Here is a 24,679-nt window from a genome sequence, read left to right as displayed (position 1 = left end):
ATACCCTCAGTACGGAGGTATGTCATGACGGAGCCCAGCGCCACCGGCAAGATCGCGATCGCCGCCCCGCCCGAGAAGGTGTACGCCCTGGTCAGCGACCCGGGCGCGCTCGCGGGCATGGCCGAAGAGTACGAGGGGCATCGTTGGGTGGGTGCGGCGAAGGAGCCCGCCGTCGGCGCCAAGTTCCGCGGCCGCAATCGTCACGGGATCCGTCGTTGGAGCACCCTTTCGACGATCACCGACGCCGACGAGGGCAAGCGGTTCGCGTTCGAGGTGACCACCGTCGCCGGACTCCCCGTGGCGCGCTGGCAGTACGACATCGAGTCCACCGGCGACGGTTGCGTGGCCGTCGAAAGCACGTGGGACCGGCGGCCGGGCTGGCTACGCGGGCCGACGTCGCTGTTCACCGGGGTCTGGAAGCGGGACGACGCCAACCGGGCGAACATCGCGGCGACGCTGGCCCGGTTGAAGGCCACCGCCGAGTCCGTTCACTCCACGAACCGCGACCAGAACTCGATCTGACGCGGCCCGCCGGGCGGCGGCGGGCCCAAGGGCTGGTCGCAGAAGTCGTGCCGCAGGTATCCCCGCAGGTCGTAGCCGTAATAGACGATGTCGGTCTGATACACCGACAGCACCGGATATCCCGTGCTCCCGGCGATCCCTGGCAGGTACCGATGCCCGCAGACGGGCACGAGCTGAGGGGCGCGCGCGAGATGCGAGCGGGCCCGCGAAAGCGCGTCGTCGAGGTCGATCGGGCGCATGCCCCAGCCGGGCAGCCAGAAGCCGTTGTGTTCGACGTCGTAAAGCACCCCGTCGACCGGCCAGTCCAGGCGTTTCCGCAGCTGGTCGGGGTTGCCGCAACGCCAGTCCGGCCAGCGGTCGCCGATCGGCACCCCGGCGGACAGGAACGTGCGGTGATCGGCGGCGAACCGGAAGCCGAAACGGGCTTCGACGTCGTCGAGCTCGGCCTCGCTCAACCCGGGACGCACGGGTTCGGCCAAGCTCGCCTGGAGGTCGTGTGCCTCCTCGATGGTGAAGGCGTGCTCAACAGTGGACATGTGTTCGAGCCTAAATTGCGTACCGCGCGGGCGCCTTCTCTTTTAACGCCACGCCCTCATCACCCACATGAGGCTCCTCCCCCGGGGTGAGCTCGCCCTCTCAACGCCTGGACCTCGGAACAGAGCGGCCATCGGTGTAGTTCACTCATGTCGTGACTTCCCCACGAACGCAGTCCCGCGTGCGGGCGCCCGAGCTCGCCGGTGACGTGTGGCTCAACACCGGCGGCGAGCGGATCACGCTCGCCGGGCTGCGCGGCCGTGTCGTCCTGCTGGACTTCTGGACCAGCGGCTGCGTCAACTGCCTGCATGTGCTGGACGAGCTGCGGCCGCTGGAGGCCGAGTTCGCCGACGTCCTGGTGACCATCGGCGTGCATTCGCCGAAGTTCCTGCACGAGGGCGAGGCGGCCGCGATCGAGGCCGCCGTGCGGCGCTACGAGGTGCACCATCCGGTGCTGAACGACCCGAAGATGACCACCTGGTCGCAGTACGCGGTCAAGGCGTGGCCGACGCTGGTCGTCGTCGACCCCGAGGGGTATGTCGTCCACGTCGCCGCCGGTGAGGGGCATGCCGAGGCGTTGCGCCGGGTGATCGCCGATCTCGTCGCGACCCACGAGGCCAAGGGCACGCTGCGCCGCGGCGGCAGCCCGTACGTGCCCGCCGAGGAGCAGCGCACCGAGCTGCGCTTCCCGAGCAAGGCCGTCACCACCGCCGAAGGCCGCATCCTGGTCGCCGACACCGGCAACCACTCCATCGTCGAGTTCGCGTCCGACGGCGAGACGATCATCCGCCGCTTCGGCAGCGGTGAGCGCGGCGCGCAGGACGGTCCGTTCGATCTGGCGAGTTTCACCGAGCCGGCCGGAATCACCCTTTTGCCGTACGAGGTCGCCGAGCGCGCGGGTTACCACGCGGTCGTCGCCGACACGGCCGGTCACCGGCTGCGCGGTATCGACCTGATCACCGGTGAGGTCTCCACGGTGGCCGGCACCGGCCGCCAGTGGCGCGACGGCGTCGACACCGGCAAGGCGCTCGACATCGACCTCACCAGCCCTTGGGATGTCGCCTGGTGGGGTCCCGCGGGCGGCGTCGTGGTGGCCATGGCGGGCAACCACACGCTGAGCGTGTTCGAGCCGGTCTCGGGCTCCATCCGCCGCTTCGCCGGTACGACCGTCGAGGGCCTGCGTGACGGCGACGTCCACGAGGCGTTCTTCGCGCAGACGTCCGGTCTCACGCCCCACGGGCAGAAGCTGTGGCTCGCGGACGCGGAGACGTCGGCGCTGCGCTGGATCGAGCCCGACGGCGAGACGTTCACCGTGCACACCGCGGTCGGTGTCGACCTGTTCTCCTTCGGTCACGTCGACGGCCCCGCGGACAAGGCGCTCCTGCAGCATCCGCTCGGCCTCGCCGTGCTGCCCGGCGACACCATCGCGATCGCCGACACCTACAACGGCGCCGTCCGCCGCTACGACCCCCTCACCCGCCAGGTGACCACGCTCGCGTCCGGTCTCGCGGAGCCGTCCGGTCTGCTGGTGCACGACGGCGAACTGCTGGTCGTCGAGTCCGCGGGCGGCCGGATCGGGCCGGTGCCGCTCGGTGAGCAGGCCGTGGCAGGCGACGCGCACGCGGTCCGCCGCCCGCCGACCGTGCTGGCGCCGGGCCGGCTGGAGTTCTCCGTCGTCTTCACTCCGCCTCCCGGCGAGAAGCTCGACGACCGTTACGGGCCCTCGACACGGCTGGAGATCAGCGCGTCGCCGCCGGAACTGCTCGCCGACGGCGCGGGCGTGGGCACGGACCTGTTCCGCAAGCTCCGCTTCGCCGAAGGAGTCACCGCGGGCGTCTTGCAGGTCGTCGCGCAGGCCGCGAGCTGTGATGACGGCGGCGAACACCCGGCCTGCCGCATCACCCGGCAGGACTGGGGCGTGCCCGTGCGGTTCGAAACCGGTGGAGAAAGCGTGCTGAGCCTGGTCATGGCCGGCGATCCGGGTAAGTAGAGTCGTACTCGTGTCAGACGGGCCGAAACTCGAGATTCAGATGCTGCAGGACAGGGTGCTCGTGAAGCTGTCCCCCGAGGACGGAGAGCGCCGGAGTTCCGGCGGCATCGTCATCCCCGCCACCGCGCAGGTCGCGCGGCGGCTCGCCTGGGGTGATGTACTGGGCGTTGGCAACAGTGTGCGCAACGTGAAGACCGGCGATCGGGTGCTGTTCAACCCGGATGACCAGCACGAGGTCGAGATCCAGGGTGAGGGGCACCTGGTGATGCGGGAGCGGGACATCCACGCCGTGGCGACCGAACGGACCGAACACGGCACGGGGTTGTACCTGTAGCTCGAGCCGCGGGAGGGGTGGTGAGGGAAGGTGCGCGATGACCACGAGGAGCCGGGCACCGATCTGTTCACCGACGACCTCCTGCCCCCCGCGGACACCGACGAAGACCTGGTCGACGAGCTCTTCGAGGGCGACAGGGTGGCCCTGCCGCCACCGACACCCGCGTCGAAGTTCCGCCGGGGCCTCGGCAAGGCCCTCATGGTCACCGGGGTCCTCATGGGCCTGTTCGTGCTCGTGTACGCGGTCGATCTCATCGTCAGCGCCGGGGACGTCCCGCGCGGCGTCACGGTCGCCGGGATCGACGTCGGCGGCCTGACGCACAAAGAGGCGGAGTCGAAGCTGCGCCGTGAGCTGGAACCGAGGCTGATCGAGCCGGTCCGCGTCCGGGCGGGAGACGTTCGCACGGTGCTGTACCCGACGTCGTCCGGCCTCGGCCTGGATTGGCCGCAGACGCTGGGCCGCGCCGGCCACCAGCCGCTGAGCCCGTACACGCGGGTGATGTCGTTCTTCACCAGTCGTGAGGTCGGCGTCGTCACCTGGACCGACGCGCCGAAGCTCGAAAAGACCGTCTCGGATCTCGCCGCCGCGCAGCTGAACCGCCCGCCGATCGAAGGGAACATCACCTTCCGGACGATCGCGGGCACCGACGGCGGAGTCGTTCCGGCGGCGGTCGAACCGCGGGCCGGTCAGTCGCTCGCCGACGTCAAAGCGGCGGTCGCCGCGGTCATCGACGGTTGGCTGAGCGACGACGGCGTGGAGTTGAAGGTGAACGTCTCGCCGGTGAAGGCGACTTCGCCGGGGGTGCACGCGGCGCTCGCCAAGATCGTCGTCCCGGCGGTCGCGAAGCCGCTCGTGATCCGCGGCGAAGGCAAGGACGCGACGCTGAAACCGGACACGATCGCGGGGGCGTTCCAGTTCGCCGCGCGCGACGACGGCAACCTCGAAGTCCGGATCGACCAGGGGAAACTGCGGGCCGCGGCGCAGCCGCAGCTCAAGGAGACCGAGACCGACGGGGCGAACGCCCAGATCGTCTTCGTCGGCGACAGGCCGGCCGTCCAGCCGTCGAAGGACGCGCGGAAGGTCAACTGGGGCCTCACGTTCTCCGCGCTGACCTCGACGCTCGCCAAAAGCCAGGACAGGGAGCTGAAAGCGGTCTACGACGCCAGCAGCCCGGCCGTCAGCACCGACGCGGCGAACGTCCTCGGGATCAACGAGGTCATCGGCGAGTTCACCACGTCGGGCCTGAGCGGACCGGCGATGACGAACGTGCAGGCGCTGGCCGCCAGGGTCTCCGGCGCCATCGTGAAGCCGAACGAGACGTTCAGCCTCGGCGCGCGATCCGGGCCGAGGACGGCGGAAGCGGGCTACGTTCCCGCCCCGGTGAACGAGGACGGCACCGGCCCGGTGGTGGTCGGCGGCGGCGTTTCACAGCTCGCGACGACGCTCTACAACGCCGCGTACCTGGCAGGCATGGCCGACGGCGGACATCTGGAGCACGACCACTACCTCGACCGTTATCCGGTCGCGCGAGACGTGAAGGCGATCGACGACAACGGTTCACCGGTCGAGATGCAGATCGTCAACGACGCCCCGACCGGGGTCGCGATCCAGGTGCTCCCCGCCAACGGCTCGGTGACGGTGCGGATCTGGGGCACGAAACGGTTTTCCGTACAGAGCGTCGGCGGCGAACGGCACTCCTTCGTCCCGCAGCCGGTGCAGGCCGGTTCGGGTCCCGGCTGTGTGCCGGATCCCGGCGCGGCCGGTTTCAGCACCTCGGACACGCGGGTGCTGGTCGACGTCGTCACCGGCACAGAGGTCCGCCGGGAGACCCGCAACGCGACCTACTCGCCGCGCGCCACCGTCATCTGCGCCTGAGCGGTAAGGCGACGTGGCGCGTTGCGAAAGCCACTTTCGCAACCTTCAACGTTGCGAAAGTGGCTTTCGCAACGACGCGGAGGCGGGGTCGTGCGGTATGGGGGCTCGTCACCGCAGCACCATGCAGCCGCGGGCTTCGAAGTCCGCGAGCCACGACGGTTCCCGGAGTTCCTTGTTCCATCGCAGATCCAGTTTGTCCAATTTGGGCAACTGGGCGATCGACTCCGGCAGCGAGGTGAGCTTGTTCTCGCGCAGGTCCAGCTGACGCAACTCGCTCAGCTCCCCGATGGAGGGCGGCAACGCCGTCAGCCGGTTGCGCCGCAGATGCAGCTCGCGTAACGCGGACAGTGTCCCGATCGACTCCGGCAGTGCGGTCAACCCGTTGCCGTACAAGCGAAATTCGCGCAACGAAGCCAGCCCGGAGAGGTCGTCCGGGAGGGTGGAGATGCGATTGTCCGTACACCCCAGGTATTTCAGCCGTCCGAGCGAGCACAGCGCGACGGGGAACTCGGTCAGCCGGTTGTCGCTCACGTAGAGGTATTCCGTCAGCCCCGAAAGCTCGCCGAGTTCGTCCGGCAGGGTCGAAAGCTCGTTGTGCCCCAGATCGAGCGTGTGCAGATTCCGCAGGCCGCCGATCGACGGCGAGATGGCGGTCAGCCGGTTGGTCGCCAGATTCAGCACGCGTAGCCCGGAAAGCGACCACAGCTCGTCGGGAACCGATGTCAGCCGGTTGTCGTACAGATCCAGGTATTCGAGCGAGGTCGGAAAGGGAAGTCCGCGCAGGGAGGTCAGCCCCTGGCCACTGAGTTCGAGCCGAGTGGTCACAGGGGCCGACCGTAGGCGATGGACCAGTGGGCTCAGGTCACGGCCCGGTGCCCGCCGCCGCCCTTGATCTTCGCGTAGATCGCCGCCGCGCCGATCACGCCGACGATGGCCGCGCCGACCTGGAAGGCGTGCCGGATCCAGTCGATGCCCGCGGTGTCGCGGACCCCGAACACCCCGGCCAGCCAATTGCCGATGAACGCGGCGATGATGCCGACGATGATCGTCAGCCACATCGGGATCTTCTGATCGCCCGGTGCGATCATCCGACCGATGACACCGAGGATCAGGCCGACCACGATCGTGGTGATGATGCCCCAAAGGCCACCCAACATGGTTCCTCCTTAGCTGGATATCGATGAGCCCACGGTGACACCGATTCGGGCTCGTCGCGCCTCAAGACCCCTTACCGGGTGACACTGCGGCGTCCGTAGAGGTTCGCGGCCAGGGTGACCCCGAGACCGGCGATGACGATCTGGGTGATGAGTTCGAGCCAGTCGAAGCCCTTCGTGTCCGCGTAGCCGAGTCCACGGGCGATCGCCGTACCGATGAAGGCGGCGGCGATACCGACGATGATGGTCAACCAGATCGGGATTGACTGCTTGCCGGGTGCGAAGAACCTGCCGAGCACCCCGAGGATCAAACCGACCACGATCGCCGTGATGATGCCGGTGACTGTCATTGAGACTCCTTTGCCGAGGTCTCCGCCCGGAGGCGGACTCAGCACGGTGATGCCCGCCCGAAACCCCCTCGAAACCAGAAAGGCCCTCTCCACGAGGGAGAGGGCCTTTCCTCACGAAACCGTTTAGAACGCGGCTTCGGAGATCTCCATGAGGCTGTTGTCCGCGGCCTCGACGATCGCGCGGCGCGCGGTCAGTTCCGGCAGCACGCTCTTCGCGAAGAACGACGCCACGGCGAGCTTGCCCTCGTAGAACGGGGTGTCCTTCGCCGACGCGCCCGCGTCGAGCCTGCCGATGGCGACCTCGGCGTGCTTGATGAGCTGCCAGCCGATGAGCAGGTCGCCGACCGACATCAGCAGGCGGACCGTGTGCTGGCCGACCTTGTTGATGTTCTGCGGGTCTTCCTGCGACGAGGTCAGGTAGCCGATCAGCGAGCCGAGCATGCCCTGGGTGTCCTCGAGCGCCTGCTTGAGCAGACCGCGCTCGTTCTTGAGCCGCCCGTTGCCGATCTCCGACTCGATGGTCTTCGTGATCTCCCCGGCGACGTAGGCCAGCGAAGCACCCTTGTCGCGGACGATCTTGCGGAAGAAGAAGTCCAGCGACTGGATGGCCGTGGTGCCTTCGTACAACGAGTCGATCTTCGCGTCACGGATGTACTGCTCGATCGGGTAGTCCTGCAGGAAGCCGGACCCGCCGAGGGTCTGCAGCGACTGCACGAGCTGCTCGGTCGCACGCTCGGAACCGACTCCCTTGACGATCGGGAGCAGCAGGTCGTTGACGCCGTGCGCGACCTTCAGCGACGCCTCGTCGCCCTCGCCGGTCCAAACCTGGTCCTGGAAGGTCGCCGTGTAGAGGTACACCGCGCGCAGGCCTTCGGCGTACGCCTTCTGCAGCATCAGCGAACGGCGGACGTCCGGGTGGTTGGTGATCGTGACGCGCGGCGCCGCCTTGTTCAGCATGTTCGGCAGGTCGGCGCCCTGGACGCGCTCCTTGGCGTACTCGAGCGCGTTGAGGTAACCGGTCGACAGCGTCGCGATGGCCTTCGTGCCGACCATCATGCGGGCGTACTCGATGACCTGGAACATCTGCGCGATGCCGTCGTGCACCTCGCCGAGCAGCCAGCCCTTGGCGGGGGTGCCGTGCTGGCCGAAGGTCAGCTCGCAGGTGGTGGAGGCCTTGATGCCCATCTTGTGCTCGACGTTGGTGACGAAGGCGCCGTTGCGCTCGCCCAGCTCACCGGTCTCACTGTCGAAGTGGAACTTCGGCACGAGGAAGAGCGAAAGGCCCTTGGTGCCGGGCCTGGTCTCGATGCCGGGGCCCTCGGGACGGGCCAGCACCAGGTGCATGATGTTCTCGACCATGTCGTTCTCGGCCGAGGTGATGAACCGCTTCACGCCGTCGATGTGCCAGGAGCCGTCCTCCTGCTTGACGGCCTTGGCGCGACCGGCGCCGACGTCGGAACCGGCGTCGGGCTCGGTGAGCACCATCGTGGCGCCCCAGCCGCGGTCGATCATGATCTGCGCCCAGCGCTTCTGCTCGGCGGTGCCGTTCTTGTCGACGATGCCGGCGAAGTTCGGACCCGCCATGTACATGAACAGCGGCGCGTTGGCGCCGAGGATCAGCTCGGCCGCGGCCCACTGCACGGTCGGGGGCAGGCCGAAGCCGCCCAGCTCGTTCGGCAGGCCCAGCCGCCACCATTCGCCGTCCATCAGCGCCTGGTAGCTCTTCTTGAACGACTCGGGGATCTTCACCGAGAAGGTCTTCGGGTCGTACACCGGCGGGTTGCGGTCCGCGTCGGCGTACGAATCGGCGAGGGGACCGGAAGCCAGCTTGTTCAGCTCGGTCAGCACGCCGCGGGCGGTCTCCTCGTCGGACTCCGCGAGGACGCCCTTTCCGAGGCGGTCCTGCACGCCGAGTACCTCGAAGAGGTTGAACTCCAGGTCTCGGACGTTGCTCTTGTAGTGGCCCATGTCGTCACTCCAATGTGTTCGGCTCCCCGGCCGGGCACATGTTCCCTACTCGCCGGTAACATCAGGATATTACCTGTGGGTAACCGGCGGCAAGTGAATGGCCACTGTTGTGATGTGTAAATCAGCAATATGGGGGTCTCGGCGTCCGTCGACCGCGATAGCGGAGCCTACGGCCGGGCGGGTTCAGCGGGTCGACGGCGCGATCGAAGTGGCCGGGGTCGTATCGGCCGGGGTGTGCGCGTCGTCGGGGGTGGCGATCAGGATGCCGGAGCGGAACGCGATGGTCACCGCGTGCGTCCGGTCCCTGGCCGAAAGCTTGCGCAGGATGCTCTTGACGTGGGTCCGCACGGTTTCCACGGACAGGAACAGGATCTTCGCGATCCCGGAGTTCTCCAGCCCCTCGGCGACCAGTTGCAGGACCTGGTACTCGCGGCGGGACAGCGGCATCAGGCCGCGCGCGGCCGCGGGCTTGGGGGCGTCGCCCGGCTTCGGGAGCACGGGCTGGCGTTTCGGCCGGGCGGTCAGTGCCGCCAGCGTCGGGTCGATGTACCGGCGGTCGCTGTGCGCGCGCCGGATCGCCTCGGTCAGATGCCGTCCGTCGGTCGCCCTCGGCACGATCGCGTGCACGCCGGCCGCGATCGCCGCGGCGAGGTATTGCTGCGTGCGGTTGCTGTCTCTGACCAGCGTGATGATGACCAGCGCCGGATCGCCGCCGCTGAGCAGCCGGGACAGATGGCAGTTCGGGTCGAGCGCCGAATCCAGCACGATGACGTCCGGTTTGAGCTGCTCGCACAGCTGGAGCGCGGCGTGGTGGCTCGACGCGTGCCCGAGCCACTGCAACCCCGGCGTGCGGTGGACCAGCGAACTCAGTCCCTCGCAGAAGACCGGGATCGGATCGACGGCGGCCACGCCGAGGCCTCGGCCGCCTGGTGACAGGCCACCAGGCCTCCCGGCCTGCGTTCGGTTCGGCTCGATGCTTCGCATCACGGACCCCTCCGTTTTCCTGCCCGCCATCTCCGGACGAGAGGACTCGAAAGCCCATTCGGTGACCACCGCCCCCCGGCGTGGTCACCCTCGTCAACCGGTCCCCCCTGCGGGACCGGACAGAGATGACACCTCGTAACTATTACGAGTCAGCAGGTCGGTGCACGTGACGCGATATCCCCCTCATAGATGTATCGACTCGTCGCAGCAAACTCTGCGTATCAGCTGGTCGTGGATCTCTGCCTCGAACGAGCGTGACGAGGGTAGATCTTGGCGTGTTCGCTACTCAGAGTGGACTTCGGGGCACCGTGCTTGATCAAAGAGCCGGCCGAACTCGTCCCCGAGCGCCGCGGGCGTCCAATGCGCGTTCAGCCCGCTCGGATTGGGCAGTACCCAGACCCGCGCCCCGCCGATCTCGGCGTCCTGCGGGCCGACCTTCGCCTTCGGCAGGCCGAACGCGGCCCGGAACGCCGTGATCCCCACGACGGCCAGCCAGCGCGGCCGGTATTCGGCGACCCTCGCCACGAGAAGCCGTCCGCCTTCGCGGAACTCGTCCGGAGTCAGCTCGTCGGCCCGCGCCGTCGTCCGCGCGACGACGTTGGTGATGCCGAGGCCGAGTTCGAGCAACTCCTCCTGCTCGCTGGGGTCGAGCAGGCGCGGGGTGAAACCGCCGCGGTACAGCGCGGGCCAGAACCGGTTCCCCGGCCTGGCGAAGTGCAGGCCGAGCGCGCCGGAGTAGAGGCCGGGGTTGATCCCGCAGAACAGCACGTCCAGATCCGGTGCGATGACGTCGTCGATGGTCCTGCCGTAGGCGGCGGCCAGCTCGTCCTTGGTCGGTTTCGTCCTCACCCGGCCAGTTTCCGGCACGCTGGCGGGTATGGGCGAAGGGGCGTTCACGGTCGACGGCTGTCCGGTGGAGGCGTACCGGCTGCTGCCGCCCGCCGGCGAGCCCGGGATCGTGCACGAGACGGTCGCGGAGGGCGCCTCGATCCTGGAGCTCGGCAGCGGCGTCGGGCGGGTCACGCACGCGCTGCTGGACCTGGGGCATCCGGTGGTCGCGGTGGACGATTCACCGGAGATGCTCGCCCATGTCCGCGCCGAAAAGGTGTGTTCGAAGATCGAGGAGCTGCGGCTCGATCGGGTCTTCGACGTGGTGCTGCTCGGCAGCCATCTGGTCAACACCGCCGCCGACGCCGATCGCGCGGCCTTCCTGGCCACCGCCCGCGCGCATCTCGCGCCCGGTGGGCGGGTGCTCGTCGAGTGGCATCCGCCGGAGTGGTTCGAGTCGGTCCGCGACGCGCGGGGCGGCAGGCTCGGCGAGGTCGATGTCCGGCTCGAACAGGTCGTCCACCAGGGAGATCTGCTGTCGGCGGTCGTCCGATACTCGGCCGGGGGCCGCTCGTGGACGCAGGCCTTCACCTGCCGCCGGCTGGAACTCCCGGCACTGGAGGCCGCGCTCGCCGAGGCCGGGCTGGTCTTCGAGCGCTGGTGCACCGGAGGCCGGACGTGGTTCGCGGCCGTCCCCGCGTGATCCACGGCACCCACTTTCGTCGCAAGGGGTGGCCAAGTCACCACGACGTGCGTACTGTTTGTGATCTCGCACACAAGGTCGTATTCGAGGAGGCGTCTTGCAGTTCTCGCTCATCCTCGGCGTGGTCGCGTTGATCTTCGTGGTGGCGACCGTGCTGGTGATCGCGGAAGACCGGCGGTCCGCGCGGCGCGCGGCCCAGCGACGGCAGGCGAGGCTAGCGGATCTGGGCGAGGTCGACCCGCTCGCGGCGCGGAAGCTGAAGCTCGACCGTTGACGGAACGGGCTTCCGCACGAGGCTGAGCAGCAGCGCCCCGGCGATCCAGCCGAGCATCGCGCCGCCGGTGTTGTTGAGCAGATCGTCGACGTCGAAGATCCGGTACACGTAGGGCGCGGTGCCGAAGTTCGCGGTGAGCTGCGTGATCTCGATCAGCAGCGAAGCGGCGAGACCGATCAGCGTCGTGCCGATGAGGCCGCGCTTCCAGAGCGTCCTGGCGAAGAACCCGAGCGGCACGAACAGCAGCACGTTCATGGTGGCCTGCTGGAAAGTCTGCGTGGTGAACCAGTCGGCGGCGGGCAGCCCGTGCTTGAGCAGTTCGGTGTGGATGTCGGCGATCCACTGGAACGGGTTCAGCTGCACGGTCTGGCTCAGCGGTTTGACGCCGGGGCCGGGCATCGGCAGGAAGGTCACCGCCAGCGTCATGCTGCCGTAGAGCAGCACGGCGGCCATGGTCAGAACCGGACGAAGGCGCACCCGGCCGTGCCGCGAATGCAGGATGATCAGCTGCGGGATCAGCGCCGTCGCCCAGAGTGCGAAGAAGCCGATCAAGCCGTACTGCAGGGCGGTGACCTGTGCGTTCGTCATGCCGTTGACGTTATGGATCCGGCAGGCCCCGCCACTTCGGTCGAAGGGCCGCGACAGCCGGGACGGGATCGGCCGAGTGGCCGACCCCGATCTTGGCCGATCGGCGATATTCGTTCCGCGCTTCGCCCGCCGACATGGGAGTCTGCCCGGATGCTGCTCGTTCGACGGCTCACTCCCGCGGACCTCGACGTCTTCCGCGAGATCCGCCTGCGCGCCTTGATGGACACCCCCGAGAACTACGGCTCGATCGCCGCGGCCGAGCGGGCGCAGTCCGACGAGGAATGGCTCGCGAAGCTGGCGGGTGACGCCTGGTTCGCGGCGTTCGACGAAGACCGTCCGGTGGGCCTCGTCGCCGGGCGGGCGCGTGACGACGGCTGGATCCTCTATTCGATGTGGGTCGCGCCCGAAACGCGCGGTCGCGGGCTGGCCACGAAGCTGATGGATGAGGTGCGGTCGGCCGCCGAGGCCGACGGCGCGCGTGAAGTGTGGTTGCACGTCGCGGAGGACAACGACCGGGCGCGGCGGCTGTATTTGAAACTCGGGTTCATCGCGACGGGCGAACTGGAGCCGATGCCGAACGACGTCACCCGTCGGCGCGAACGCCTTTATTTACCTGTTACCGGAGGTAGCAGGTAAATAGCTTAATCTCGCGGGATGGACAACGTCGTCTTCGACCGCGCGGGTAAGGGTGAGCCGTTGGTGCTGATCCACGGGGTCGGCCACCGGCGCCAAGCCTGGTCGCCCGTGCTCGGCCTGCTCACCCCGCACCGCGACGTCATCACCGTCGACCTGCCCGGCTTCGGCGAATCCGCACCGCACTCCGGCGGGTACGGCGTCGAGGCCGCTGTCGAGATGTTCGCGAAGTTCTTCGGCGAACTCGGCCTCGGCAAACCGCACGTCGCGGGCAACTCGCTCGGCGGCCTGCTCTCGCTCGCGCTCGGGGAAGCGGGTCTCGTCCGCAGCGTGACGGCGTTGTCCCCGGCCGGGTTGTGGACGCCGCGGCAGCAGCGATACGCGCTGAGCATGCTGCGCACCCACCGACTGCTGGCCGAGCGCATCCCCGAACGCACCGCCCGGCGCCTCGCCGCGACACCGGCGGGCCGGTCGATGCTGACCGGCATGATCGTCGGCCGCCCGGACCGGCTCACCACGCAGGTCGTGCTGGAGGACATCCGCGCGCTCGCCGGCTGCCCCGGCTTCCGGCCGACGCTGGCGCAGGCCCGCGGCGGCTTCCGGTTCGACGGCGTCGTCCAGGACGTCCCGGTGACCATCGCGTGGGCGGAACGCGATCGCATCCTCGCCCGTCCGAAGGCCGCAGAGCTGCGCCGCATCGCGCCGAAGGCCGAGCTGCTGGTGTTGCGCGGCTGCGGGCACGTGCCGATGAACGACGAGCCCGAGCTGGTGGCGCGGGTACTTCTGAACGGTTCACGCGCCATGTGACGTTTGCCTATCGTCCGACTATTTCCTCTGGTGATCGTCAAACTCGCCAGGCAGACTCCTCCGCCGTGCGCCCGATGGGGACGTTCGGGCGCGAATCGGAGGAAGAATGAAGCTCTCTACCCGGCTGGCCGTCGTCACCGGTGCCGCGCTGACCGCGCTGGCCGCTGTCGCCGCGCCCGCGTCCGCCGCGTCGGCGACCACCGACGTCCGGATCATCACGTTCAACGACCTGCACGGCAACCTCGAACCGCCGTCCGGTTCGAGCGGCAGGGTCACGCTGCCCGGCGGCGGGACCGTCAACGCGGGCGGTGCCGCCTACCTCGCGACGCACCTGAAGAAGCTCCGCGGCGAAGCGGCCAACTCGGTTGTCCTCTCGGCCGGTGACAGCATCGGCGCGTCGCCGGTGATCTCGGCGTTGTTCCACGACGAGCCGACCGTCGAACTGCTGAACCAGCTCGGCGTGCGGGCTTCCGTGGTCGGCAACCACGAATTCGACGAGGGGCTGAAGGAGCTCCGCCGGATGCAGCACGGCGGCTGCCACGAAACCGACGGCTGCCAGTTCCGGAAGTCCTTCAAGGGCGCGAACTTCCCCTTCCTCGGGTCCAATGTGTACTACGAGAACGGCATCCCGGCTTTGCTGCCGTTCAGCATCGAGTTCTCCGGCGGTGTCCCGATCGGCGTCATCGGCGCGACGCTGAAGGATCTGCCGCAGGTCGTCACCCCGGAGGCGATCAAGGGCCTGAAGTTCGGCGAAGAGGTCGAGGCGATCGACCGCACCGCGAAGCTGCTCGACCTCTTCGGCGTCAAGGCGCAGGTCGTGCTGCTGCACCAGGGCGACAACTCCGAGACCGCCGGTCCGGACGAATGCAAGGTCAAGCCGGGCGCGGCGACCGCGATCGCGCGGCAGGTGACGTCCAAAGTGGACGCCATCTTCACCGGGCACAGCCACCAGCAGTACAACTGCGCGCTCGCCGACCCCGACGGCAAACCCCGCCCGGTGATCCAGGGCGCGTCGTTCGGCCGCCTGCTTTCGGTCGTCGACCTGAAGATCGACCGCCGGACCCGCGACGTCGTGCGTGACGAGACCAAGGCGCACAACCAGATCGTCACCCGCGACGTCACGCCCGACCGCGCCGTGCAGGACCTGATCGACGAGGCGAAGACCAAGGCCGCGCCGATCGCGAACAAGGCCGTCGGCACGATCACCGCCGACCTGGTCGCCAAGGGCGCGGCCTCCGGTGAGTCCCCGCTGGGCGACGTCATCGCCGACGCCCAGCTCGAGGCCACGCAGTCGAACGGCGCGCAGATCGCCATGACGAACCCGGGCGGCATCCGCACGGACTTCACCCACCTGTCCTCGCCCGCCGGCGAAGGCGACGGCGTGGTGACCTACGGCGAGGCGTTCGCCGTGCAACCGTTCGCGAACATCATGCAGACGATCACGCTCACCGGGGCGGACCTGAAGAACGTGCTCGAACAGCAGTGGCAGGCCAACGGTGTCGTGCGGATCCTGCAGATCTCGAGGTCGCTGAAGTACTCGTACTCGGCGTCGGCCGCCCAGGGTGCGCGTATCTCGAACCTGACGCTCAACGGCACGCCGATCGACCCGGCGGCGTCGTACCGCGTCTCGGTGAACAACTTCCTCGCCGCCGGCGGGGACGGCTTCACCGAGTTCACCAAGGGGACCAATCTTTCAGGTGGTCCGGTGGACCTGGACGCGCTGATCGCGTACTTCGGGGCGCACCCGGGCATCGCGCCGCCCGCCGCGGACCGGATCACCGTGCTGCCGTAGCTCCCGCGAGTGCCATGAACGGTCCGTTCCTTGCAAATTTCGCAAGGAACGGACCGTTCCTTGCGTCTACAGGGGTGGTTTTGTCAGTGACCCAGGGCACAATGGCCGCCATGACGACCTGGGAAGAAGTCGTGGCACTGGCGGGCAGGCTGCCGGAGGTCGAGGAGTCCACTTCGTACCGCACGCCGTCGCTCAAGGTCGCGGGCAAGAGCTTTGCCCGCCTGCGCACCGAGGCCGAGGGCGGGCTGATGCTGCTGTGCGAGCACGCGGAGAAGGAGGCACTGCTGGCCTCCGGCGACCCCGCGTACTTCACCACGCCGCATTACGACGGCTACGGCGCGATCCTCGTCGATCTGGAGAAGGTCGAGAAGACGCAGCTGCGTGAGCTCATCGAAGAAGCCTGGCGGATGAAGGCACCCGCCAGGCTCACGAAAGGACTGAACGACTAGCGGAGTTCCCCTTTGAGCAGGCTCATCAGGTACTCGTCGTGCCACTGGCCGTTCTGGCCGCGGAACGACTGCCGATGCCTGCCGTCCACCTGGAACCCGAGCTTCTTGTAGACGTGGATCGCGGCCTCGTTGTCGACCACCACCCACAGCGCGATCAGGTGCAGCCGCATCATGTCGAAGCCGTAGCGGCAGAGCGTGCGCATGGCGTCGGTGCCGTAGCCGCCGCCCCAGTGGTCCTTCTCGCCGAGATAGATGTCGAGCTCGGCGCGGCCCCCTTCCGGCGTGGCGTCGCGCAGCGTGCAGGTGCCGATCAACGTGCCGACGGCGAGGCTCTCGATCGCGAAGTCCACTTGGCTGAAGCTGTTGGGCTTCCGGCGGGCGAAGCGCTCGCGGATCTGGGCGAGGGATTCCGGATGGTCCGCGGACAGCCAGCGGGTGACCTCCGGGTCGTTGTGCCAGCGCCACAGCGTGTCCGCGTCCTCGGGTTCCAGCGGCCGCAAGCGGATCAGTTCACCGGTCAGCATCGTCCATCCCAAGATCGGTATCCGGACTTTCCAGACTATTGGGCGACACCCGCGAGCAGCCACCGCTTAACGGGGACTTCCAGCAGCACCCTGGCACCGAACGGCTCGATCTTCTCGCCTGCCGCCCAGCCGTCGTACTTCGCCGCCAACGCCGCGAGAACGTCTTCGCGGAGAGCCCCGCGATGGACGCGTGCCACGCCTTCGGCGACAGCGGGGGCGTCGCCGTCTTCCAGCGCGAGGCTGACGCGCGGATCGGTGCCGATGTTGCGCACCTTCACGTTCCGCTCGCCGCTGCCGATCCAGAAGACGTCGTCGAGATATACGAACCACACCGGCGTGACGTGCGGCGAACCGTCCGCGCGGAGCGTGCACAACCACGTGTTGCGCTCCCGCGCGAGACGTTCGATAAGCGATTGATCACGTTTCACCTGGTCAGCCTGCCCGAAAGCTAGGGTGCCGGGCGTATGAAGGTCCACCAGTACTGCTACTTCGCCTTGAAGAGCGAAACCGTGTCCGCCGGGGAGATCACCGCGCGGCTCGGCATGGCGCCCGACGAGGTACTGGTGCTGGGTTCGCGGTCCGCCGAACACCGCTTGCCGCGGATGCACGCCTGGAAGGTGACGCATCGCGGTTCGGAACCGGTCGACGACCAGATCGAGAGCGTGATCGGCAGGCTCGCCCCGGTCCGCCCGGGGATCCGGAAACTGGTGGACGAAGGAGCGAGCGCGGTGCTGCAAGTGGTGCGCTACTTCCACCACCGCGACGGCGGCGAGGAATTCGGCTGGCACCTCTCGCCCGCCGTGCTCGCGTTCCTCACCGAAGCCGCCGCCGCGCTCGACGTCGACGAGTACGACCTCAGCGAATGATCCGCCCCGCGGTCGAAGCCGACCTACCCGCGTTGCTCGCGCTGTACGCGGAACTGCATCCGGACGATCCACCGTTGCCCGTCGAGCGAGGACTCGCCATCTGGCGGCGAATCGAGAATCAGCAGGGGCGCACGATCCTGGTGGCCGAGACCGGCGGCGTGGTCACCGGCACGACCGACTGCTCGGTCCTCCACAACCTCACTCGCGGTGGACGGCCGTTCATGCTGGTGGAGAACGTGGTCGTGGCGGCTTCGTGGCGCAGGACCGGTGTGGCCTCGCGGTTGTTCGAAGCGGTGATCGACCTCGCCGTGCGGGAAGACTGCTACAAGGTGCAGCTGATCTCCCGTTCCGACCGCGTCGACGCGCACTCCTTCTACGAGTCGTGCGGATTCGAAGCCCTGGCGGAGGGCTACCGTCGGTACTTCCGCTGAGCCGGTGCGCGGCGGGATCGCCGGAGATGGTGGGATGGGGCCCCACAGCCGGACAACCCCGTTGGGAGCCCAGCATGTCGAGCGAGAACTGGCCGCTGCGTCAGGATCCCGAATCGCCGGTGATCATCTCCCGGTCGCTGGTGGACGATCCGTCGAACCTCGCGTTCGTCGTGCTGGACGACGACGGTGACTGGTTCATCAGCGACGGCAACGAGTTCTCCGAGGACATGGACCTCAACCGCGACGCGTTCGGTGCGCTGCCGCTGCGGGAAGCGGTGGAGCTCATCCCCGAACTCGTCGCGCTCGCCGGCCTCCCCACCGGCATGGCCGCCGACTGGGACCAGGAACGGCGCACGTGGCTGCTGAGCTCTGTCGCCGATTCGGATGACGACGAGGAAGACCTCTTGGTGCGCGCCGCCCGCCTCGCCGCGTGGACGCATCCGGGCTCGCCGCTGGAAGAAGTCCAGGTGAGCACCGAACTCGCCGAGATCTCCGCCGACCCCGCCGCCCCGGCCCGCGCCGTGCGCCAGGTCGTGCGCGAGGCCGACGGCAGCTGGCTGCTCGTCGGCTTCGAGGTGCCGGAGAACGAGGATTTCGAGGTCGAAGCCCTCGAAATGGAGCACGCCGTCACCCTGTACCCGGACGTCGCGCTGGTGCTGAGCGCCGCGCCCGGCCAGGTCTACGACCGGCCGAGCGCCGATGCCCCTTGGGAACTCGTCGAAGGCTAGAGGCAGCGAAGCCAGACGGCGTGGCGCCACGACATCCCGTCGGCTTGGACATCGACAACTCCGAGGCGGACATGGGTGGCGGCCATGGTGTTCGTGCCGACGCAGGTAGGCCCTGATGAACCATCACGCCAGAGGTTGTCGGCGCTGGTCCACCGGGCGCCCGCCAGGATGAAGCCGTCGCCCTTCGAGTTGCCGTCGGGTGTCTCGGTGAGCCAGACCGTGTTTCCGGCCGAGTTCGGCCACGCCCAGCCTTCGACGGTGGTTGGCCGGACGTCGCGGTTCAGCAGCCAGGTCGCCGTGACGGCGACCGCTACTCCGGCGACTATCGCTGTGGTCGCGCGTCTCTTGACCTTCTCGTTCACGGCTCTCCCCATGGTCTTCAGCCGAAGTCGCAGTACATGACGTGCAGCCCGATGCGCCCCAGCGTCGGATGCTCGAACGCGCCCGGCACCGTCCCGACGATCTTGAACCCGAGCCGCTCGTAGACCCGGATCCCGGCGACGTTCGATTCGGCGACCGCGTTGAACTGCATACCCGCGAAACCCTGTTCCTTGGCCCATTCCAGGACATGCGCGCACAGCGCACTGCCGACACCCTTGCCGCGCAAGTCCTTGTCCACCATGAAACTGGCCGTCGCGATATGCGACCCAGGTCCGCCGTGGTTCGGACCGGTCTTGGCCGTGCCGAGCACGCGACCGTCCTCGACCGCCACCACTGTCCGGCCCGGCGGCGTCTGCACCCAGGTCCCGCGAGCAGCTTCTTCAGTGAGGTTCGGGTCGTAGGTGTACGTGTCCGCCGCCCGCACGACTTCACGCACGATCGGCCAGATCTGTACCCAGTCGTCTTCGGTGAACTCCCGGATCTCCATGTCCGGCACCGTAGTCAAAAACCGGCCCGGCGGTTCCGGTGCCATCGCCAGGCGAAGCCGGAACCCAAGACCAGTCCGGCCCCGGTCAAGGCCGCGCCGATCCCAACCTCCGTCGAGCGGGATTCCCGCTCGACCCGCGTTCCCGGCGGCAATCCGGCCGCGATCCCGTCGATCCTGGCCTGGACCGACCGGTGGTCGAAGACGCTCAGATCGCCATCCTCCGCCAACGTGGTCAGCCAACGGCGAACCTCGTCGTTCTGCTCAGCGGAGAAACCGGGAAACTCCACTGCGGACGTCCGGAGCAGCCCAGGACCCATGCACCTCAACGGCTCGCCGGTGGACGCGTCGAGATACTGCCCGGTCGCCCCGCATTCCTCGCCCGCCTTGGCGAACACGACGGTGTACGGCCCCGGCCCGCTGCCCGCGTTCAAGCCGATGAGGAGGAAGACCACGCCGACCAGCACCAGCGGGAGGATCAGCGCCGCCAACAGACCGGTCAACACGACGGCCGCCGTACTGTCGCTCGACATTCTCCGCACGCTTCGGAAGGTAACAGCGGGGTTGGGGAGGAGTCCCGAACCGATCGGCGCATGCCCTGACTGAGACAGGATGACGGTATGACGACTGGCGAAAGCCCGAGACCGGCTTCGCCTCGCGAGGAGGCTCGCCGCCTTCTCCGCGGTCCTCGATGAGCGGCTATCCGTTGCGTTGGCAGCGCTCAGGCGGCTGGCTGCTGGGCAACCGCGTCGCCGTTTTCGCACCGTCGGCGTGTTCGACGGTGAACCCGATCTCGGCCGGTCTTGCACGCAAACAGCCCGTCAGGAACGCGAATGACGACGGTCTGAGCGGCAGACCCGTACCGATCGGCTGATGGCCCAGCCGGAAGATTGATCTGCCAAAGCGAAAGCCCCAGGTCTAAAGTGGACATCCATTGACCTGGGGCTTTCGCATGAGAGCGGATGACGGGAATCGAACCCGCGTATTCAGCTTGGGAACCAGGGTGATCATGCTGGAAAGTGGCTCTGACCTGGGGATGAGCCTGTCTTGCTGTGCCCGCCGTCGACCTTGGTTGACCGGCCTTAATGGCACGCTAATGGCATGACCTGGGCTCCGCCCACACCCCCCGTCATCCCGATACGAAGCCAGCACGCGGACGGTAGTGCCGGGTCAAGGTACGCTTTCCCGCCTTGACGCGGTGCTACCGGCCGTAGTCATGATCCGGCTTCGGGGTGGCGGCTCTAGCGTTCGGACAGCTTGTGGCTGAGCTTGTCCATGGCGTCGGCGAGGTCAGCTGCTCCTCGGAGGGTGATCGACTCGTCTTGCATGTGTTTCAGCTGGTGATACACCGCCAAGATGCCCTCAACGCCGGCCAGCTGGATCGGGTCCGCGTTGTCCCGGCCCTGTTCGAGTGCTTCGCGTGCTGCGGCGGCGTGTGCTTCTGCTGCGGAGCGGTCTGAAGTCGGCATGAGGTCGACCCTGCCAGCGGTGCTGGACTGCGTAACTAGGCCGATGAGCTGATCGCCGTCAGCGGCGGCGCGCTGTGCGGTCTATCGGTCCGGCGAGCCCACCCGGCGGGCGGCGGCCGGAGCGGAGCGGCAGGCCGACCGTCCCGCGTGCGGGTGGGTCGCCGAACGGGAGGTGACGTGCGCGCCGCCGCTGACGGCGCCTTGATCCCATAGAGCCAAGTTCGGCAGCATAACTAGCTAGCTACTGCATCACTAGAAACGTTCTTTCGAATTCTCTTTGCGGGTAGCTCTACTTGCACTGCATTTGACAGCCTGGCCGCGACGAACGGACGAATATTGAGCCACTGCGCATCGCCAAGGTTTTGTGCCGCGCGCAACTTGCGAGGTTTCAATCCGAGAGCACGTAATACTGCTTCTCCGGCAGCTCTTGCTAATGGCGGAGGAACACTGTTTCCAACTTGCCTGTGACCATGCCAATTGGTAGCTGCCAAACGAAACCAGTCTGGATAACCATGTATTCGAGCTGCTTCTCGCACGGTAATGACGCGTGGAATAATCGGATGAATGGGCCTCGGTGACGTGTGTGCACCGCGCTCACTGCCGGTTCCAGCTCGCAAAGTCCTGGCAGGTAGATCTAACGCAAGTCGAAATAGTCGACTGACAGGTTCTTCAGTCCCCTGCGCGGTGGCCGCGAAACGTCTTATGCTCTCGGGCCCATGTACCGTTCGAAGGGAGTTTGTGAGGAGATTAATATTCGAAGTCCTGGGCCGCCCGAAGTAGTCTTGCTTGTCAACTCCCGAAAGAATTCGTGCATAACTAGAAGTCGCTGAAAGTCTGCGCAAACGATCTCGCTGCTCTATTTCTACCCAGTCGAGTCGAAGTAGCTCGTCGTAACTCTCGATTTCAGGGAGACCTTCAAGCGCGTTAGATACAGTTGGCAGCTTCTCTTTCCAGCTCGACGTAAGGGGGCTTGGGCTGCCATCAAGAATTCCGACTATTACGACACGCTTACGAACCTGGGCGACACCAAATTGGTTGGCGTCAACCCAGCCTTCGGTTCCACCCAGTTGGTAACCAGCCCTTTTTAGCTTTGCGAAGACTTTCTTCCTGAAATCGGAAAACCTTGGCTCAAGCAGGCCGGGAACGTTTTCTAGAACGAACGCTCTTGGCTTGATCTCCCTGACTAGTCGCGCAAACTCCAGAAGGAGGTCATTGCGATCGTCTTCTTCATCCCGACGCCCAATGCTGGAAAATCCCTGACATGATGGACCGCCGATTAGGACATCGATCTTCGGCGGCGCGTTGCTTGGCCGTCGAAGTCGGCGCATGCCTTTCTGGGCGGCGGAGAGTACGTCCGCGGCAGACAGGCTGCGAACATCGCGACACAGCACTTCACACTCTGGAAAGTTGAACCTGTGAACCATCGCGTGTATCGGGTCATACTCAACCGCGGCTACGACATCGAAGCCAGCTTGCTCGAATCCAAGGCTGAGTCCTCCTGCACCCGCAAAGAGGTCGACCGCTACCGGCCTCATCGCTCCCGAGCCCACCCGATCGCCTTCCTAAATCCGCAGGTCACAGCACTTCTGTGATCACGGTTGACGATCGCACACCGGTCCCCGTAGACCAAGCCGCCACGCGGAGCAAATTGTGCTGTTCCAAAGTGTGACGCCGAGTGGCAGCATAGACCATGCTGTCACATGAGGGAGGGTGAGGTGAGTATGGCTGCGTCCCATGCGGACCCATACAGGGTCGAGGCCAACGCTGACAAGGCTCTGTTCGTGTCAATGCTCATCAAGGACATTGAGCTACAGCCGGCTGTTCTAGATCTCGTCGATAACTCTGTCGACAGCGCCAGGTCGGTATCTCCCGAAGACTTATCGAAATTTGAGATTGACCTAGAAGTCAGTGGTGACCATTTTATCGTAAAAGATAATTGTGGCGGTATTGATCTCGAAACGGCGCGAAACTACGCCTTTCGATTCGGTCGCCCAAAGGAGTATGCGGGAGTCCCTGGCTCCGTTGGTCAGTTCGGTGTCGGCATGAAGCGCGCCTTGTTCAAGCTCGGCAGGAAATTTGAAGTAGAATCCCGCAGTAAAAACAGCTATTTTCAGCTGTCGGTGGACGTCGAAAAATGGGCCCTCGATACTGCTAATGACTGGCATTTCACAATGACTGAAGTTGACGATAAATATGACCCCGCTACCGAGGGTACTGGAACGATAGTCAAGGTCTCCAACCTTCATGGTAACGTTATTGAAGACTTCTCGTCAGCTCTAATTCTAGGGCAACTTCGCGAACAACTTCGTCTTCGCCACCAGGGTGTGCTGCAACAAGGTTTAACGATTCGACTCAATGGAGAGAAGCTTCGCGGGTTGGCGCCATCGCTACTTTCGGGTCCCGGATTTTCTCCCTTCAATAAAAAGATTACAATACCGGCAGGCGAAGACGACGTGCATGTCACAATTGTTGCTGGAATTGTCGCTCGCAGCGTTGAGGATCTCGCTGATGACGGCGAAGCGGAGGCATTTAGCGGCAACAAGGATAACAAAGAGGCTGGCTGGTGGGTTTTCTGCAACGATCGACTGCTGATTTACGCTGACCGAACCTCAACGACCGGGTGGGGGGCAAGTGGGCCTGCATATCACCCTCAGTATCGGGAGTTTCGCGGGTATGTTTACTTCGAATCCCGTAATACTTCCTTGCTGCCTTGGAATACCACCAAGACCGGTGTAGACCAGGACTCAAAGATTTGGCGTCAAGTTCTCGGTGAGATGAAGAGTGCCCTCTCGGAAGTGCTGTCTGTAATCAGTCGCATTAAATCCGAGAAGCGAGACGGATCAACTGACGAAGATAAGCCTGTGTCGCGAGCCGCTGACGACGCCAAGCCGACGCCGATCCGCAAACTGCCGTTGTCGCCCAGAATGATCTCTCCTCCCCTTCGGTCAGCCAAGCGTCCCTTGCCGCGTAAGACGACGCAGAAGGTTCAGTATGATGTCGACTATCAGCGATATCGGGACGTCCGACAGGTGCTCGGTGTCTCTTCGACGGCCGAAGTCGGAAGGCGCACGTTTGACTACTTCTACGACCGCGAAGTAGAGGAATGATGCCTGCTATTAAGTCTTACGAGGCTCGTCCTGCAAAGGCAATAACCAGAAAGATACTGGTTGAACTCTTGCGGCACCTAAAGCCACTTGCGCCGTTGTCAAAATTTCAGTATGTCGGGTTTGGTGCTTTAGAGTTTCTCGACTTCGAGATTATACATCGAAGTCTTGGCATTGACCGCATGATTAGCATTGAAGGCGACGTGGATAAAGTTGAGCGATACACTTGGAATAGACCTTTCAAGGGTATCGATGTACTTCCTGGGCGCACTTCAGTCGTTCTGCCGTCTCTCGACTGGTCTGGTCTTTCCATAGTGTGGCTAGACTATGTCAGCACTCTTGATTCGGAAGTCTTGATGGATGTCGAGCTGATAAGTCGAAAACTCCGGCCTGGCAGCGTACTGGCGGTCACAATTAATGCCCATCCGCAAAAACTGGACTCACGAGTCGCAGCGTTAGAGGCATTCGTTGGACCGGAAAGGGTTCCGCCGGGGGTTAACGATAGCAAGCTTGGCGGGTGGGGCCTGGCGGACGTGCAACGTCAGATCTTAAGCTCTTCAATAACGTCGACTATAAGTAACCGTACGGATGAAGCTAGCTGGCATCAACTTTTGAATATCTATTATCAAGATAGCGCTAAGATGCAGCTCTTGGTTGGCATTGTTGGAGGTGTCAGCATGGACAGTATGATTAAGATCTGCAAATTTGAAGATCTCGCCGAATATCGGGATTCTGAAGCTGCGTTGACAATAAAGGTTCCGCTATTGACAAATCGTGAGCAGGATTGGATAAATCAAAGGGTTGCGGATGGCGTATATGAATCGGGTTGTCAAATTCCAGGTGTACCAAAAAGCGATGTGGACGACTATAGGCAAATATACAGATGGCTGGAATCGACGGCATAGAC

At 65.7% G+C, this 24,679-nt stretch carries 30 protein-coding genes; 15 read left to right on the top strand and 15 right to left on the bottom strand.

Going from position 1 to position 24,679, the window contains the following annotated elements:
- The first annotated feature begins 24 nt into the window (after positions 1 to 24).
- Complete coding sequence (locus DL991_RS00695) at positions 25 to 522, top strand: SRPBCC family protein (protein WP_125779863.1); 498 nt, start codon at positions 25 to 27, stop codon at positions 520 to 522.
- On the opposite strand, the gene DL991_RS00690 is transcribed toward DL991_RS00695, so the two are convergent.
- Positions 489 to 1,058, bottom strand: a complete 570-nt coding sequence (locus DL991_RS00690) for a hypothetical protein (RefSeq protein WP_125779860.1) — start codon at positions 1,056 to 1,058, stop codon at positions 489 to 491. The genes DL991_RS00695 and DL991_RS00690 overlap by 34 nt on opposite strands.
- 179 nt (positions 1,059 to 1,237) lie before the next feature.
- Between DL991_RS00690 and DL991_RS00685 the strand changes: the two genes are divergently transcribed.
- The 3 genes from DL991_RS00685 to DL991_RS00675 are packed head-to-tail and all read left to right on the top strand — an operon-like array spanning position 1,238 to position 5,255.
- Positions 1,238 to 3,046 carry an NHL domain-containing thioredoxin family protein gene (locus DL991_RS00685; protein WP_125780068.1) on the top strand — a complete coding sequence of 603 codons (1,809 nt, stop codon included), beginning with the start codon at positions 1,238 to 1,240 and terminating at the stop codon, positions 3,044 to 3,046.
- Between the two features lie 40 nt (positions 3,047 to 3,086).
- Complete coding sequence (locus DL991_RS00680) at positions 3,087 to 3,380, top strand: co-chaperone GroES (RefSeq protein WP_007032412.1); 294 nt, start codon at positions 3,087 to 3,089, stop codon at positions 3,378 to 3,380.
- A 30-nt stretch (positions 3,381 to 3,410) separates the two neighbouring features.
- Positions 3,411 to 5,255: a VanW family protein gene (locus DL991_RS00675; protein ID WP_125779858.1), complete on the top strand. Its 1,845-nt coding sequence runs from the start codon at positions 3,411 to 3,413 to the stop codon at positions 5,253 to 5,255.
- A gap of 108 nt (positions 5,256 to 5,363) precedes the next feature.
- Here the strand turns inward: DL991_RS00675 and DL991_RS00670 are convergent, their stop codons facing one another.
- From DL991_RS00670 to mug, 6 genes are all read right to left on the bottom strand, one after another.
- On the bottom strand, positions 5,364 to 6,080 hold the full coding sequence (locus DL991_RS00670) for a leucine-rich repeat domain-containing protein (protein ID WP_125779857.1): 717 nt from the start codon (positions 6,078 to 6,080) through the stop codon (positions 5,364 to 5,366).
- Positions 6,081 to 6,112: 32 nt separating this feature from the next.
- A complete protein-coding gene (locus DL991_RS00665) occupies positions 6,113 to 6,412 on the bottom strand; it encodes a GlsB/YeaQ/YmgE family stress response membrane protein (protein ID WP_125779855.1) in 300 nt (99 codons plus the stop codon).
- Between the two features lie 71 nt (positions 6,413 to 6,483).
- Complete coding sequence (locus DL991_RS00660) at positions 6,484 to 6,759, bottom strand: GlsB/YeaQ/YmgE family stress response membrane protein (RefSeq protein WP_125779853.1); 276 nt, start codon at positions 6,757 to 6,759, stop codon at positions 6,484 to 6,486.
- A gap of 123 nt (positions 6,760 to 6,882) precedes the next feature.
- Positions 6,883 to 8,727, bottom strand: coding sequence for an acyl-CoA dehydrogenase (locus DL991_RS00655; RefSeq protein WP_125779851.1), 1,845 nt, complete (start codon positions 8,725 to 8,727; stop codon positions 6,883 to 6,885).
- Between the two features lie 183 nt (positions 8,728 to 8,910).
- Positions 8,911 to 9,711, bottom strand: a complete 801-nt coding sequence (locus DL991_RS00650) for a response regulator transcription factor (RefSeq protein WP_125779849.1) — start codon at positions 9,709 to 9,711, stop codon at positions 8,911 to 8,913.
- Positions 9,712 to 9,993: 282 nt separating this feature from the next.
- Positions 9,994 to 10,560, bottom strand: a complete 567-nt coding sequence (gene mug, locus DL991_RS00645) for a G/U mismatch-specific DNA glycosylase (protein WP_125779847.1) — start codon at positions 10,558 to 10,560, stop codon at positions 9,994 to 9,996.
- Between the two features lie 28 nt (positions 10,561 to 10,588).
- Here mug and DL991_RS00640 point away from each other — a divergent pair, with 28 nt between their 5' ends.
- Both DL991_RS00640 and DL991_RS42845 read left to right on the top strand, forming a co-directional pair.
- Positions 10,589 to 11,242: a bifunctional 2-polyprenyl-6-hydroxyphenol methylase/3-demethylubiquinol 3-O-methyltransferase UbiG gene (locus DL991_RS00640; protein WP_125779845.1), complete on the top strand. Its 654-nt coding sequence runs from the start codon at positions 10,589 to 10,591 to the stop codon at positions 11,240 to 11,242.
- Between the two features lie 97 nt (positions 11,243 to 11,339).
- A complete protein-coding gene (locus DL991_RS42845) occupies positions 11,340 to 11,516 on the top strand; it encodes a hypothetical protein (protein WP_199753775.1) in 177 nt (58 codons plus the stop codon).
- Here DL991_RS42845 and DL991_RS00635 read toward each other — a convergent pair.
- Positions 11,457 to 12,104: a VanZ family protein gene (locus DL991_RS00635; RefSeq protein ID WP_125779843.1), complete on the bottom strand. Its 648-nt coding sequence runs from the start codon at positions 12,102 to 12,104 to the stop codon at positions 11,457 to 11,459. The genes DL991_RS42845 and DL991_RS00635 overlap by 60 nt on opposite strands.
- Positions 12,105 to 12,254: 150 nt before the next feature.
- Here DL991_RS00635 and DL991_RS00630 point away from each other — a divergent pair, with 150 nt between their 5' ends.
- The 4 genes from DL991_RS00630 to DL991_RS00615 all read left to right on the top strand — a co-directional run bounded on the left by DL991_RS00630 (position 12,255) and on the right by DL991_RS00615 (position 15,785).
- Positions 12,255 to 12,740, top strand: coding sequence for a GNAT family N-acetyltransferase (locus tag DL991_RS00630; protein ID WP_125779842.1), 486 nt, complete (start codon positions 12,255 to 12,257; stop codon positions 12,738 to 12,740).
- An 18-nt stretch (positions 12,741 to 12,758) separates the two neighbouring features.
- Entirely contained in the window at positions 12,759 to 13,544 is a 786-nt protein-coding gene (locus DL991_RS00625) for an alpha/beta fold hydrolase (protein ID WP_125779840.1), read from the top strand.
- 106 nt (positions 13,545 to 13,650) lie between these two features.
- Positions 13,651 to 15,336 (top strand): bifunctional UDP-sugar hydrolase/5'-nucleotidase, encoded by a 1,686-nt coding sequence (locus tag DL991_RS00620; RefSeq protein WP_125779838.1) that lies wholly within the window; start codon positions 13,651 to 13,653, stop codon positions 15,334 to 15,336.
- Positions 15,337 to 15,446: 110 nt separating this feature from the next.
- Positions 15,447 to 15,785, top strand: a complete 339-nt coding sequence (locus DL991_RS00615) for an MmcQ/YjbR family DNA-binding protein (protein ID WP_125779836.1) — start codon at positions 15,447 to 15,449, stop codon at positions 15,783 to 15,785.
- On the opposite strand, the gene DL991_RS00610 is transcribed toward DL991_RS00615, so the two are convergent.
- Positions 15,782 to 16,309, bottom strand: a complete 528-nt coding sequence (locus DL991_RS00610) for a GNAT family N-acetyltransferase (RefSeq protein WP_125779834.1) — start codon at positions 16,307 to 16,309, stop codon at positions 15,782 to 15,784. The genes DL991_RS00615 and DL991_RS00610 overlap by 4 nt on opposite strands.
- Before the next feature lie 35 nt (positions 16,310 to 16,344).
- Positions 16,345 to 16,737, bottom strand: a complete 393-nt coding sequence (locus DL991_RS00605) for a pyridoxamine 5'-phosphate oxidase family protein (RefSeq protein WP_125779832.1) — start codon at positions 16,735 to 16,737, stop codon at positions 16,345 to 16,347.
- 36 nt (positions 16,738 to 16,773) lie between these two features.
- Here DL991_RS00605 and DL991_RS00600 point away from each other — a divergent pair, with 36 nt between their 5' ends.
- The 3 genes from DL991_RS00600 (at position 16,774) to DL991_RS00590 (ending at position 18,334) form a co-directional block, all read left to right on the top strand.
- On the top strand, positions 16,774 to 17,175 hold the full coding sequence (locus DL991_RS00600; RefSeq protein ID WP_125779830.1) for a DUF4279 domain-containing protein: 402 nt from the start codon (positions 16,774 to 16,776) through the stop codon (positions 17,173 to 17,175).
- Entirely contained in the window at positions 17,172 to 17,606 is a 435-nt protein-coding gene (locus DL991_RS00595; RefSeq protein ID WP_125779828.1) for a GNAT family N-acetyltransferase, read from the top strand. Before DL991_RS00600 ends, DL991_RS00595 begins: the two co-directional genes overlap by 4 nt.
- A gap of 74 nt (positions 17,607 to 17,680) precedes the next feature.
- A complete protein-coding gene (locus DL991_RS00590) occupies positions 17,681 to 18,334 on the top strand; it encodes a hypothetical protein (RefSeq protein WP_125779826.1) in 654 nt (217 codons plus the stop codon).
- Here DL991_RS00590 and DL991_RS00585 read toward each other — a convergent pair.
- The 5 genes from DL991_RS00585 to DL991_RS00560 all read right to left on the bottom strand — a co-directional run bounded on the left by DL991_RS00585 (position 18,331) and on the right by DL991_RS00560 (position 22,218).
- On the bottom strand, positions 18,331 to 18,696 hold the full coding sequence (locus DL991_RS00585) for a hypothetical protein (protein ID WP_125779825.1): 366 nt from the start codon (positions 18,694 to 18,696) through the stop codon (positions 18,331 to 18,333). The two genes, DL991_RS00590 and DL991_RS00585, sit on opposite strands and share 4 nt — an antisense overlap.
- Positions 18,697 to 18,713: 17 nt before the next feature.
- Entirely contained in the window at positions 18,714 to 19,202 is a 489-nt protein-coding gene (locus tag DL991_RS00580) for a GNAT family N-acetyltransferase (RefSeq protein ID WP_125779822.1), read from the bottom strand.
- 14 nt (positions 19,203 to 19,216) lie between these two features.
- A complete protein-coding gene (locus DL991_RS00575; RefSeq protein ID WP_233598625.1) occupies positions 19,217 to 19,732 on the bottom strand; it encodes a hypothetical protein in 516 nt (171 codons plus the stop codon).
- 708 nt (positions 19,733 to 20,440) lie between these two features.
- Positions 20,441 to 20,668, bottom strand: a complete 228-nt coding sequence (locus tag DL991_RS00565; protein WP_125779820.1) for a hypothetical protein — start codon at positions 20,666 to 20,668, stop codon at positions 20,441 to 20,443.
- Between the two features lie 233 nt (positions 20,669 to 20,901).
- Positions 20,902 to 22,218 carry a DNA cytosine methyltransferase gene (locus DL991_RS00560; protein ID WP_125779818.1) on the bottom strand — a complete coding sequence of 439 codons (1,317 nt, stop codon included), beginning with the start codon at positions 22,216 to 22,218 and terminating at the stop codon, positions 20,902 to 20,904.
- Between the two features lie 171 nt (positions 22,219 to 22,389).
- Here DL991_RS00560 and DL991_RS00555 point away from each other — a divergent pair, with 171 nt between their 5' ends.
- On the top strand, positions 22,390 to 23,775 hold the full coding sequence (locus DL991_RS00555) for an ATP-binding protein (protein ID WP_233598632.1): 1,386 nt from the start codon (positions 22,390 to 22,392) through the stop codon (positions 23,773 to 23,775).
- Positions 23,772 to 24,677, top strand: a complete 906-nt coding sequence (locus DL991_RS00550; RefSeq protein WP_125779814.1) for an O-methyltransferase — start codon at positions 23,772 to 23,774, stop codon at positions 24,675 to 24,677. Before DL991_RS00555 ends, DL991_RS00550 begins: the two co-directional genes overlap by 4 nt.
- The last annotated feature ends 2 nt before the right edge of the window (positions 24,678 to 24,679 follow it).

This window comes from Amycolatopsis sp. WAC 01375 (assembly GCF_003947325.1).
GTDB lineage: Bacteria > Actinomycetota > Actinomycetes > Mycobacteriales > Pseudonocardiaceae > Amycolatopsis.
The sequence above is the reverse complement of the archived record's forward strand: the minus strand, read 5'-3'. Positions and strand labels throughout refer to the sequence as shown.